Here is a 12531-nt window from a genome sequence, read left to right as displayed (position 1 = left end):
AAGGCCTTTCCGGCAAAAAAATCGGCCGGCCGCCATGAGGCAACCGGCCGCGTCCAGCCTTGGGAGCGCAGTTGGACGTAGAGCTTCCAAAATGACCCTTAGCGTTTCCCGCCATCGAGCGCCGTTGCCAGCCGCACCAGCGACAGGAACTCCGACCGATATCCGAACGGGTCGGCGCCGCGCGCCGCGGTGGCGATCTCGGCGATCTTGTCATAGCCGAAGCTGGCCACCTGGTCGGCGTTCCTGAGCTTCTGGCCGAAGGCGGCGACCGCCACCGAAAACCGCTGGTCGGTCGAGGCGGCGTCGAAGGACGGCACTTCGTTCGCCGCCGTCACCGGCGTGGTGATCAGCTTCGACACGTCGCCGTCCGGCGCCTTGTAGCGGATCTTCACGAAGGCATATTCATCGGCATTGGCGACGCCGCCGTTATCGGTCGAGGCCTGGCCGTAGCGCAGATCGTCGATGACCGTGGCCGGGCTGCCCTTCGGCGTGATCTCGTAGATCGCCGTCACCGAATGCCCGGAGCCGATCTCGCCGGCGTCGACGCGGTCGTTGTTGAAATCCTCGCGCTTCAGCGCCCGGGTCTCGTAGCCGATCAGCCGGTACTCGGCGACCTTTTGCGGATTGAACTCGACCTGGATTTTGACGTCCTTGGCGATCGGGAAGATGGTCGAGGAGGCATCCTGAACCAGCACCTTTTCCGCCTCGGCCAGCGTGTCGATGTAGGCCGCCGTGCCGTTGCCGTTCTGGGCAATCGTCTGCATCATCTGGTCGTTCAGGTTGCCGCGCCCAAAACCGAACACCGACAGGAACACGCCGCTCTTGCGCTTCTCCTCGATGATGCGCTTCAAATCGTCATCGTCGCTCTGGCCGACATTGAAGTCGCCGTCGGTCGCCAGCATGACACGGTTGACGCCGTCCTTGACGAAGGATTGTTCGGCCAGCCGGTAGGCCTCGCGGATGCCCGCCTCGCCGGCCGTCGAGCCGCCCGGCGTCAACGTGTCGATGGCGCGCAAAATCTTGTCGCGCTCCGAAACCTTTGTCGGCTCGAGAACCGTGCCTGCGTCGCCGGCATAAGTCACGATCGACACCGTGTCGTCGGGACCGAGCGTGTTGACCAGCAGCCGGAAGGCGGCCTGCAGCAGCGGCAGCTTGTCGGGCTCGTTCATCGAGCCGGATACGTCGAGCAGGAAGACGAGGTTGGCCTTCGGCTTTTCCGCCGGCTTCACGTCGTAACCCTTGATCGCCACATGCATCAGCTTCGTGCCGGCGTTCCACGGCGTCGGCATCACGGTGACGGTCGAGTTGAACGGCGTCGAGGCAGCGTCCGGCCCCTTCCAGTCATAGGGGAAATAATTGACCATCTCCTCGACCCGCACCGTGTCGGCCTGCGGCAGAAAACCTTCCTTCAGCGAGCGGCGCACGAAGGAATAGGAGGCCGTGTCGACGTCGATGGAGAAGGTCGAGACAGGATTTTCCAGCGCCGAGCGCACCGGATTGGTCTCGAAATCCTGAACGCGGTCGCGGTTTTCTTCCTGCATGACCGGCATGTCGGAAGGCGCGAAGCTCGGCGCCGGCTGCGCCATCAGCTTGGAATTTGCGCCGCCGGCCACCTCGCGGCTCACACGCCCGCCTTGCACCGGCGCAAACTGGATCGCTGCACGAGCCATATCGCCTTCCGCCTTGCTCTCGCTGGCGGCAACCGAATCAGCCTCTGCGGGCACAGGCGACGCCGGCTTCGCCGGCTCGGCCTTCAGGTCGGCCAGCACGTCGCGATGCTCCTCGTCCTGGTCGCCCTTCTTCTTCTCGCCCGCCGTCGCTTCCTGCTTCTGCTGGATCGGCGCGTCGGTCGCTTCCTGGCCGGTGCCGAACACGAAGGGCGATTCCGGCCTGTCGAGCAGATAAAAGGTCGTGTAGCCGGCGATCGGCAGCGCCACCAAGGTGGCCAGGGCCGGCGTTGCGTAGAGTTTCTTGTGCATCATCCCACTCCAAAGCTTGATTGCTCTGTCGGTGAGACGAAGCGGCTTTGCCGTTCCTTGGGTGACCTGCGGATCTTTTTCAGCTTCGAACGCGGCCATGGCGGCCTGAAGCGCCCGCGCCTTCGCCTCGCCCGAGGGTTTTGGCGCGGGAATGTCGCGTAGCCTGAAAAGTTCGTTGTCGTCGACCATGGTCAAACTTCCCCGGCTGAGCGCATCAGCACCTTCAGCCGTTTCTTCGCTTCATGGATGTGCCACGAAACCGTCGTCTCCGAGATTGCCATCACGTCCGCCGCCGCCGCGTGGCTGAGCCCCTCGCCATAGACCAGCAGCACGGCGTCGCGCTGCTTGTCCGGCAATTGCCGCACGGCGGCCCACAGCGCCTCGGCCTGGTCCTCCGGCTCCGGCTGCTGCAGCGCGCCGCCGCCGATCAGCGCCTGCACGCCATAGGCTTCGGTCCTGGCCGTCTCGCGCGCCGCCTTGCGGCCCATGTCGCGGGCGGCATTGAGCGTCAGCGTATAGAGCCATGTGGTGAAGGCGCCGGCGCCGCGATAGGTTTTGATCGCCGACCCGAGCCGAACGCAGACTTCCTGCGTGATGTCCTCGGCATCGGCCTTGCGGCCGCACCAACGCCAGGCGACGCGATAGACGAAATCATAGTGCCTTTCGACCAGCTGGCCGAAAGCCGTCCTGTCGCCGTCGCGCGCCCGACCGATCAGTTCGGTGTCGGAAGCCTCGATATCTTCCACCATCATCGCCATCATTTGCCGATAAGACGAAGCCTATCGGCCATTCCTTGGGGTTTTGCGAAGAATTTTTTGCGGAAGACCTACCGGGGCCACGGCGTTGATCTGTCAGGCCCGTCGTTATGCACGCGGCCGAACCAGGGAGCCACGATCATGAAGAAATTTGCAATGAGCTTTGCCGCGCTGCTGCTCGCCACCGGTGCTGCCTATGCCGCCGATCCGGCGAAGGTCATGGACAGTTCGGCCGGAAAGATCTGGACCGACCAGAACGGCATGACGCTCTACACCTATGACAAGGACGAGGCCGGCAAGTCGAACTGCTACGACAAATGCGCCACCAACTGGCCGCCGCTCAAGGCGGAAGCCGACGCCAAGGCGATGGGCGAATGGACGGTTGTCGAGCGCACCGACGGCACCAAGATGTGGGCCTATGAAGGCCACCCGCTCTACACCTTCATCGCCGACAAGGCCGCCGGCGACGTCACCGGCGAAGGCAAGGGCGGCGTCTGGCACATCGCCAAGGCGGATTGACGGCCGCCCAAGGGCGCATCGGCTGCAATCGAGCAGCGGTGCGTCCTTCGAGGCTCGCCCCTCAAGGTTCGCGCCAATCTCTTCCATGCAGGCGGGTGCGAGCACCTCAGGATGAGGACGGTAGGAGCCAAATCGCCAATCGGAAAAGTCGGCGCTGAAATTGTTCAGCGTATCGCGGCGACGGAAACTTTGAGCCGACTTTACCGGTTAGCGTCTGGCACCTTGCGGTCCTCATCCTAAGGTGCTCGCCCTCACCGGCGTGGAACATTGGCACGAACGTCAATGGGCGAGCCTCGAAGGACGCACCCAAAGCCAATGCTCATCTCTCCTCCAAAATCCGCAGCGTCTCCGCATCCGGCTCGCCGTCGAAATATTTGTCCAACGCCCGCAGAAAAACTTCCTCGCCGCAGGCTTCGGAAAACAGCGTCAGGCAGGAGTGCAGCTTCATGTCGTCCGGGCTGCCGAAGATGGCATGCGCCGAGCGGCCTTCCTGTTCCAGCAGCATCTCGACGCATTCGCGCAGCCGGTTGCCCAGCAACGGATGCGCCAGATAGGCTTTCGCCTCCGCGACCGAGCCGATCGCGTATTTCTGCGACATCATGCTGGATCCCAGCCCGGCAAGTTGCGGAAACACGAACCACATCCAATGGCTGGTCTTGCGGCCGCGCTTCAGCTCTTCCCGCACGCGGTCGAACACCGGCGCCTGAGCGTCGACAAAACGGGAGAGGTCGGAGGAATCGTCGGACATTGTAGCCTTGCCGCAAAGGTTCACTCAGACCGTACCCGACAGGGTTTCGGCGAAGAAGGTGGCCAGTCGCTTCCAGTGGCGCTCCGCACCGCGTTCGTCGAACACGCCGTTGTCGGAAACCGCCCAGCCATGGCTCATGCCGACATAATTCTCGATCACATGGTCGACCTCCGCCTCGCGCAGCGCCTGCGCCAGTTTCGCCGACTGCTCCGGCGGAAAGCTGCGGTCGACGCCGGCGACGCCGACATAGACCCGGCCCTTGATGCTGGCCACGAGACGGTGCGGGCTGTCCGGCGCGTCGGAGGCGAGATTGCCGCCATGAAAACTGGCTGCCGCGACGACGCGATCCGGATAGGTCGCCGCCGCATTCATGGCACGCCCGCCGCCCATGCAGTAGCCGACGGTGCCAATAGGCCCGGTCGCCCCGGCTTCATCCAGCGCGCCGAGAAACGCCGCCGTGTCACGCTGCGTCATCTCCTGCGTCGTGCCGCCGATGAGTCCCACCAGCTGCGCGCGCGTCTCGTCATGGTTGAAAGCCGTCTTCGCGTCGAACGGCCCGTAGGGCGCATTGCGATAGAACAGGTCGGGCACCAGCACCGTATACCCCTCGCCGGCCAGCCGAGCGGCGATCTCGTCCATCGCAGGGCGCACGCCGAACGCATCCATGTAGAGGATGATGCCCGCCGTACCCGTGCCTTTGAACAGGTGGGCCTTGGCTAGACCGTCCCCGGTTCGGATCTCGATCTCGCGTTTTGTCATTTCAAGCCTCAATGATGGATTTGCGCCGGGACATTAGTCCCTGCGGCAACCTTCTCAAGACCCGCTGGATGACTTGCGGATGAAAAGCGTCGTCAGGAGCCCTCAATTTTTCGGCAGCCCGGCCGCTTGGCAGACTCTGTTACTTATTCATCAAAAATGGGAAGCGTCACGTTCCCGAGGCGCTTTCCATAGGCATCTGCGATGGATTTGCTGATCAAAGTGAGCTTCCCATGAAGCTTATGTCCGGCCGATGCGTCACGTCCGTGTCTTTTCCAAGCTTCCGGAGAAATCTCCCATAGCTCGAAATTACGGTCATCTTTCGTGTATGCGCAAATAATAGTTTCCACCTCATTCAACATTGTATTGAGACACCCCCACTGTGTATTTCTTTTTCGGGCCGTCCGGATCGTCGCGCTTCGCTTGTCCGGCAATTGCAAGACGGTTGCTTTAGGACTAGTCAGGCTTCCCAGCTTTTGTGCGAGCATGCGGCCAGCCTTGATGCCGAAGTCACGGCCTTCCCGCCCACTTTCGGCGTCCTGACCGGCGCCGGCGGGAGCACGATTCTTCCTCGAAATCATGGCGGAAGCAGGCAGAAATGCATCCAGGGCTAGCACCGTAGCTGACGACCTAGACTTGGACGGGTTGGCCTCGACGAATGCATCGAGCCTCTTGAGCAAATCCGACGAAACTCGAACCGTGAACCGATGTTCCGACATGCGCTCGCCCGCGGCCAGATGTTCCGATCAAGCGTTTCACGAAGAGCGATAGGATGCAAGAGGTATGCATCTAACCTCTGCCGTGTTCAATTCACGGTGCTTCCAGTGCCAAGATCCTCGACATCCGGCGCCTTCGGCACGACGCCCATCCGCTTGTTGACCATCACGGTCACCGCCCACAGCACGACGCCGATGGCCAGCAGCACGCCGGCGATCGTGTATTGCTCCGGGTTGCGGCCGGTCCACGGGCCGGTCAGGAAGCCGCAGGCGACCGCGCCGATGATGGGCAGGATGGTCGGCGCGCGAAAATGCTCGTGGCTGACCTTGTCCTTGCGCAGCACCAGCACCGCGACATTGACCACCGTGAACACGCACAGAAGCAGCAATGCCGTGGTGCCGCCGAGCTGCGGCACGCTGCCGACGAAGGTGATGAGGCCGAAGGCGAGCAGCGTGGTGAAGATGATGGCGATATAAGGCGTGTGCCGTGTCGGATGCACCGTTCCCAGCACCGGCGGCAGCACGTGCTCTCGGCTCATGCCGTAGACCAGCCGGCTCGCCATCAGCATGTTGATCAGCGCGCTGTTGGCCACCGCGAACATGGTGATGAAGGCAAAAATGCCGATCGGGAAATTCGGCGCACCGGCCTGCACGACTTTCAACAACGGCGCCTCGCCCTCTCCGAGTTCGGCGGGCTCCACCAGCGTCACCGCCGAGATCGACACCAGCATATAGATCAGCCCGGTTATCAGCAGGCCGGCGAGCAGAATCTTGGGGAAGATCTTGCTTGGATTCTTCGTCTCCTCGGCCATGTTGACGGAATCCTCAAAGCCGACCATGGCGAAGAACGCCAGCGTCGTCGCGGCGATGACCGGCCACACCGGGCTCACGCCTTCGGGCGTGTGGAACTCGGTGATGCGCGACACGTCGCCCTGGCCCATGCCGATCGCCCACATGCCGATGACGATGACAATGAGCAGGCCCGTCAGCTCGACGCAGGTCAGAACAACATTGGCCTTCACACTCTCGCCGACGCCGCGGAAATTCACCACGGCCACCACCGCCATGAAGGCCAGCCCCAGAAGGATGATGCCGGTCCCGCCTTCCAGCCCGAGCCCGAAGGCGCTGGAGAAATTCACCGCGAAGGCGCGCGATGCCGTCGAGGCCGAGGTGATGCCGGAGCACATCACCGCGAAGGCGACGATGAAGGTGATGAAATGGATGCCGAACGCCTTGTGCGTGTAGAGCGCAGCACCCGCGGCGCGCGGATATTTCGTCACCAGTTCGAGGTAGCTGAAGGCGGTGATCAGCGCCACGACGAAAGCCACAAGGAACGGCAACCAGACCACGCCACCCACCTGCTTGGCCACCTGCCCGGTGAGCGCGTAGATGCCGGTTCCCAGAATGTCGCCGACGATGAACAGCAGCAGCAGCCACGGCCCCATCACGCGGTGCAGGCTAGGCTCCACGGTTGCCGGTTGGTGGGAAGCGGCGGTGATGTCGGCCATGCGAAATGCCTCCATGCGCGATCTGCCTCGCGCGATGCTCCGGCCTCTTCCGCGGCCGGCATAAACCATCCCCGTGCCCGCAATGGTTGCGCATCCGGCTGCAAATATCAACGACCGGCGAAAGCCCGCATGTGGAAAGCCTGGACATTTGCCGGATAACGATAGGCGAGACCGTAGGGACAGGCATTGCGGTCAAGACAGCCTTGCACCATGCAGCCTTGACCCTCCACCCCCCGGACCAAGCACAGGCAGCCTTCATAGTCGAATCCGGCATGCGAATGCGCGCCGACGGGACAGGCTTTCATGCAAGGTTTTCCGATACATGCGTCGCAAAGGTGAATCGGCGTCTCAGCCGGCGGAAAGTCCAGCGCGACATCGAACAACAACGCGCCGCGATAGGCGTGCCATAGCCCATATTCGGGATGCATGAGGATGCCCAGCGGCGACGGCTTCAGTCCCTCCGCCCGTATCGCCCATTGCTGGAACGGCAGATAGGGCCGGTCGGACGGCGACACGTCGCGTGCACAGAACCTTTTTGCGACCTCGCCGATGACCTGCCGCGCCCAGGTGTCGAACGGATTGGCGAGGTTTTCCGCCTGGGTTTCCCGCCATGCGAGAAAGTGCGGCCACGGCGCTGCACCCGCCTGGCCGACCAGAAGCACGGATTTCGCCGGCACGGCTGAAGGTCCGGCGGGCGGCTCATCCCCGGCGACGAAATTGAAACCGCCGCGTAAAACCAAGCCGTCGACCGACAACTTTGAGTCGATTTCGGATCTCATGCCCGCCAGATCGTGCGGCGTCCCCATTTGCTGCTTCCCGGCTCCATGCAACGATCTTATCTTAACGACAACATCGATGGGAAGTTGACAGACAACGACGGGCATCGCTTCAGGCGCCTTCCACTCCAACACCACGGGGCTGGCGCAGGATGCCGGCGACCGCATCATCGACGAGAACGACACCGGCGAACTCTACTACGACGCCAATGGCAGTGCCTCGGGCGGCGGCATCCTGTTCGCAAAACTCGGCATCGGGCTCGGTCTCACAAACACGGACTTCGTGGTGATCTGACCGCGTTCTTCAATATCCGTCGAGAATCGTGGCCGCGCGGGATTTAAGCATCGTTCGGTCTGGCGGTAAAACCTTTTGCGTCGCCGAAGATCTCGGAAAGAAACCGGTTTGTTTTTTCAACCTGCGATGCGCCGGGCAAATATCTCCGATTGTATTCATCCTAGACATTCGTCCAAACCCAACGTAGTTATCGCGCGGGACAGCACGTCTGAGCGAGGAAATTCATGACCATAACCAATGTCACGACGGCGGAAGCCTATGCGGGTCTTGTCGGCTTAAGCAACGCGAAATGGACCGGAGACATAACGTTTTCCATTCCGGGCGCCGGGGCTGTCTGGCAGGGAGGATACGGCAAGGGCGAGCCGGTTAATGCCCAATATGGGACGCTCGATGCGACGCAGGCGAACGACTTCCGCGCTGCAATGGCGGTCTGGGATTCCTACATCGCTCCATCCATCGGCGAAGTCTCCGATGCGACCCCGGGCAATATCCGTGTGGCGTTCACCGACGTCTCCGGCCTGCAGGGCGGCAACTTCACCGGATTCGCCTATGGCCCGCCAGTTGGAGCCGAGGTTCCGGTGAATGGCGACATCTGGATCGACGAGACGCTCAAGGGGGTTTCACTGGCGCGCGGCACATCCAGTTTCGAACTGCTGCTTCACGAGTCCGGACACGCTCTGGGCCTCAAGCATTCGTTCGAAGCGCCAACCGTGCCGGCCGGCTACGACAGCACGACCTATACGGTGATGAGCTATACCCACCAGGATTACTTCTACACCTGGTCCGGAGGCGGCGGCAGCATTTTTGTAAATTACAATGGCACGGTCGACTTCACGCCGATGGTGCTCGATATCGCCGCCATCCAAACCCATTACGGCGCCGACAAGACGACCGCGACGGGAAACAACGTCTACGCATTCACCGACACAAGCCTCAACGGAAGACAGGCGATCTACGATGCCGGCGGCATCGACACGATCGATCTTTCGGCGCTGAGCCGCGGCTCGAAGGTCGACCTTCGGCCCGGAGCTTACTCCGACATCGCCTACTACAGCGTCGCCGACCAGACCGCCGACCTCATACAGCAGTACGGAGCCCAGTTCGCGAGTTTCATCACGAACACGCTGAACAATCCAGGCGCACCGGCCTACGAATGGGAAAACAATGTCGGGCTTGCCTTCACCACTGTCATCGAAAACGTCACCGGCAGCAAGTTTGCGGACGAACTCATCGGCAATGCCGCCGCCAATGTGCTGAGCAGCGGCAAGGGCGCCCCCGACACCATGATGGGGCTCGGCGGCAACGACACCTACCGGGTCTACAATGCCGGAGACATCATCGTCGAGGCCTCGACGCAAGGCACGGCTGACCGCGTCATGGCGGCGGTGGATTATGTGCTCGGCGCCACTGTCTGCGTCGAACTGCTCACCACCAACGGCTCGAGCGGAACCTCGGCCATAGACCTGACCGGTAACACGCTGAAGCAGACGATCACCGGCAATGCCGGAGCCAACATCCTCAACGACGGCGGCAAGGGCGCCGCCGACACGATGCAGGGACTTGGCGGCAACGACACCTACCGGGTCTACAACAGCGGTGACATCATCGTCGAGAGTGCATCCCAGGGCACGGCCGATCGGGTGGCGTCCGCGGTCGACTACCGGCTGGGCGCCGGCGTGCATGTCGAACTCATGACCACCAACGGATCGAGCGGCACCTCGGCCATCGATCTCGCCGGCAACGAATTCGCGCAGCAGATCACCGGCAACGCCGGCAACAACCGGCTGGAAGGCCGCGAAGGAGGCGACATCCTGCGAGGGCTCGGCGGCGCCGACACCTTCGTCTTCAACACGAAACTCGGTCCGTCCAACGTCGACGTCATCCTCGATTTCAACGTCACCGACGATCGTTTCCTGCTGTCGGATGCGATCTTCACCAAGCTGAACACCGGCGTTCTGGCTTCGGGCTATTTCCGCAACAACACCACCGGGCTGGCACAGGACGCCAACGACCACATCATCTACGAGCGCGACACCGGCGAGATCTACTACGACGCCGACGGCACCGGCGCGATTGCCGGCATACGGTTCGTAAAGATCGCAGTCGGATTGAGCCTCACCAATGCGGATTTCTACGTGGCTTAGGCTAATCGCGACGCAGGATGCAAAGATTATTCCCGGCCGGGAAAGGTTTTTTGGTCCAGAGGCCACGCGGGATGATCTCCTTATTAATAACCGCGCCTCGTCGGCGCGGTCACCTTTGCTGTGGCGTGGCGAATTTATCACTCATCTTGACCGCCTCTGCCTGCTCCTGCATGTCGCTCTTGTGCAGATCGGCCCGCTTCCTGCTGTCGGACGCGATCTTCAAGGCGCTGACACCCGGCCTTCTGCCCGCCGCGGCGTTCCAGGCCAACACAACCGGCCTGGCGCAGGACGCCAGCGACCGCATCATCTACGAGACCGACACGGGCAAGCTGCTCTACGACGCCAACGGCACGGGCGCTGGCGGCGGCATCCATTTGGCGACGGTGGCGGTCGGACTGGCACTGACCAACGCCGATTTCTCCATAGCGTAGCCTGGGCGGCCGGACATTGGGGATCGCCTTCTGTCGATCCACCCCGATCCGATAGTCTTGGATGAAGAGTTCGGAAATCAAGCACGATAGCTCAAGGCTTCTCGGTGCCCTTAGACAAATCTTCCTTCCCCGGCGGCTGCTTGAACGCGCTGCGCCACACTTCCTTGTGAATGATGTCGGCCACTTTAGCCCGGCCGGAATCGGGCTCCCTTCACGTGAAGGCGTCGGGCATCGAGTTCTTCTTCTGGGTGATGAAAGCGGTCAGCGCCTCGTCGATCGCCGGGTCGAGATACGGCGCCTCGTAGCTTTCCAGCCAGCGCCGCGCCAGTTCGTTGGCGCGCTGCGAAGCGTTCTTCTCGCCTTCCGCCAGCCACTGCTCGTAGGAATTGTTGTCGGCGATCGATGAGCGGTAGAAGGCGGTCTGGAAATTCGCCTGCGTGTGGTCGCAGCCGAGATAGTGGCTGCCCGGCCCGACCTGACGGATGGCGTCCATCGCCTGGCCGTTCTCCGACAGGTCGACGCCCTCGGCGAATTTCTGCTGCATGCCGAGCTGGTCGATGTCCATCATGAATTTTTCGTAGCAGGAGGAGAGCCCGCCCTCGAGCCAGCCTGCCGCGTGCAGCACGAAGTTGGTGCCGGCGAGAATCGTCGAGTTCAGCGTGTTGGCGCTCTCATACGCCGCCTGCGCATCGGGGATTTTCGAGGCGCAGAGCGACCCGCCTGTGCGGAACGGCAGGCCGAGCCGCCGCGCCAGTTGCGCAGCACCATAGGACACTAGCGACGGTTCCGGCGTGCCGAAGGTCGGCGCGCCCGACTGCATCGAGATCGAGGAGGCGAACGTACCGAACAGCACCGGCGCGCCGGGGCGCACCAGTTGCGTCAGCGCAGCACCCGCCAGCACCTCGGCCAGCACCTGCGTCAGCGTGCCGGCCACTGTCACCGGGCTCATCGCACCGGCCAGGATGAACGGCGTGACGATGCAGGCCTGGTTATGGCGCGCATAGACCTTCAGCGCGCCAAGCATCGTCTCATCGAACACCATCGGTGAGTTGGCGTTGATCAGGCTGGTCAGCACCGTGTTGTTCTCGACGAAATCGTCGCCGAACACGATCTTTGCCATCGCCACTGTGTCCTCGGCCCGCTCCGGCGCGGTCACCGAGCCCATGAACGGCTTGTCGGAATATTTGATGTGCGAATAGATCATGTCGAGGTGGCGCTTGTTCACCGGCACATCGACCGGCTCGCATACTGTGCCGCCCGAATGGTGGATCGACGGCGCCATATAGGCCAGCTTCACGAAATTGCGGAAATCCTCGATCGTCGCATAGCGCCTGGCACCGTCGAGGTCGCGCACGAAGGGCGGTCCGTAGACCGGAGCGAACACCGTGCCCTTGCCACCGATCTCGACGCTACGCGCCGGGTTGCGCGCATGCTGGGTATAGAGCGACGGCGCGGTCTTCAGCAACGAGCGCGGCAATCCCTTCGGGAAATGCACCCGCTCGCCCCTGACGTCGGCGCCGGCCTCCTTCCACATCTCGAGTGCTTCGGGATCGTCGCGAAAAATGATGCCGATCTCTTCTAGCACCGTGTCGGCATTGGCCTCGATCAGCGAGATGCCTTCCTCGCCCAGCACCTCGTAGAGAGGGATTTTACGCTTGATGTAGGTCAACTGCGGGCTAGGTCCGCCGCCGGAGCGCGCCGCGCGCCTCGCCGCCGCACCGCCGCTGGCGCCCCTGCCCCGCCGCGCGTTCGACGCTTCCTGATCGACTGGCGCGTGCTCGCTCATGATCGCTCTTCCCTGAATCTGTTCCAGCCGCTTCCGGCGCAGCCTTTCGCCAGATCGTAGTCGAGGACCTATGGCAAAACGGCCCGGCAGCGCCAAGCCCTGTCGCAAAATAGACACG

At 62.5% G+C, this 12531-nt stretch carries 11 protein-coding genes; 3 read left to right on the top strand and 8 right to left on the bottom strand.

The window, feature by feature from the left end:
- Positions 1-98: 98 nt before the first annotated feature.
- Together ACSBOB_RS16030 and ACSBOB_RS16025 are read right to left on the bottom strand one after the other, a co-directional pair.
- A complete protein-coding gene (locus ACSBOB_RS16030) occupies positions 99-2168 on the bottom strand; it encodes a vWA domain-containing protein (RefSeq protein WP_442583373.1) in 2070 nt (689 codons plus the stop codon).
- 2 nt (positions 2169-2170) lie between these two features.
- Positions 2171-2737: an RNA polymerase sigma factor gene (locus ACSBOB_RS16025; protein WP_442583747.1), complete on the bottom strand. Its 567-nt coding sequence runs from the start codon at positions 2735-2737 to the stop codon at positions 2171-2173.
- Positions 2738-2875: 138 nt separating this feature from the next.
- Here ACSBOB_RS16025 and ACSBOB_RS16020 point away from each other — a divergent pair, with 138 nt between their 5' ends.
- Positions 2876-3253 (top strand): COG4315 family predicted lipoprotein, encoded by a 378-nt coding sequence (locus tag ACSBOB_RS16020; RefSeq protein ID WP_442583372.1) that lies wholly within the window; start codon positions 2876-2878, stop codon positions 3251-3253.
- Between the two features lie 319 nt (positions 3254-3572).
- Here the strand turns inward: ACSBOB_RS16020 and ACSBOB_RS16015 are convergent, their stop codons facing one another.
- The 5 genes from ACSBOB_RS16015 to ACSBOB_RS15995 form a co-directional block, all read right to left on the bottom strand.
- Complete coding sequence (locus tag ACSBOB_RS16015) at positions 3573-4001, bottom strand: DUF1810 domain-containing protein (RefSeq protein WP_442583371.1); 429 nt, start codon at positions 3999-4001, stop codon at positions 3573-3575.
- 24 nt (positions 4002-4025) lie between these two features.
- Entirely contained in the window at positions 4026-4760 is a 735-nt protein-coding gene (locus tag ACSBOB_RS16010; RefSeq protein ID WP_442583370.1) for a dienelactone hydrolase family protein, read from the bottom strand.
- Positions 4761-4903: 143 nt separating this feature from the next.
- Positions 4904-5476, bottom strand: a complete 573-nt coding sequence (locus ACSBOB_RS16005; protein ID WP_442583369.1) for a ribbon-helix-helix domain-containing protein — start codon at positions 5474-5476, stop codon at positions 4904-4906.
- Between the two features lie 86 nt (positions 5477-5562).
- The gene (locus ACSBOB_RS16000) at positions 5563-6981 is read right to left on the bottom strand and encodes an APC family permease (protein ID WP_442583368.1); all 1419 of its coding nucleotides are present in this window, start codon (positions 6979-6981) and stop codon (positions 5563-5565) included.
- A gap of 107 nt (positions 6982-7088) precedes the next feature.
- On the bottom strand, positions 7089-7760 hold the full coding sequence (locus ACSBOB_RS15995) for a hypothetical protein (protein ID WP_442583367.1): 672 nt from the start codon (positions 7758-7760) through the stop codon (positions 7089-7091).
- Positions 7761-8276: 516 nt separating this feature from the next.
- On the opposite strand from ACSBOB_RS15995, the gene ACSBOB_RS15990 reads away from it, so the two are divergent.
- Entirely contained in the window at positions 8277-10196 is a 1920-nt protein-coding gene (locus ACSBOB_RS15990; RefSeq protein ID WP_442583366.1) for a M10 family metallopeptidase, read from the top strand.
- 179 nt (positions 10197-10375) lie between these two features.
- The gene (locus ACSBOB_RS15985) at positions 10376-10627 is read left to right on the top strand and encodes a hypothetical protein (RefSeq protein ID WP_442583365.1); all 252 of its coding nucleotides are present in this window, start codon (positions 10376-10378) and stop codon (positions 10625-10627) included.
- Positions 10628-10838: 211 nt separating this feature from the next.
- Here the strand turns inward: ACSBOB_RS15985 and ACSBOB_RS15980 are convergent, their stop codons facing one another.
- A complete protein-coding gene (locus ACSBOB_RS15980; RefSeq protein ID WP_442583364.1) occupies positions 10839-12413 on the bottom strand; it encodes a trimethylamine methyltransferase family protein in 1575 nt (524 codons plus the stop codon).
- Between the last annotated feature and the right edge of the window lie 118 nt (positions 12414-12531).

The organism is Mesorhizobium sp. KACC 23794, assembly GCF_052180275.1.
Classification (GTDB): domain Bacteria; phylum Pseudomonadota; class Alphaproteobacteria; order Rhizobiales; family Rhizobiaceae; genus Kumtagia.
The sequence above is the reverse complement of the archived record's forward strand: the minus strand, read 5'-3'. Positions and strand labels throughout refer to the sequence as shown.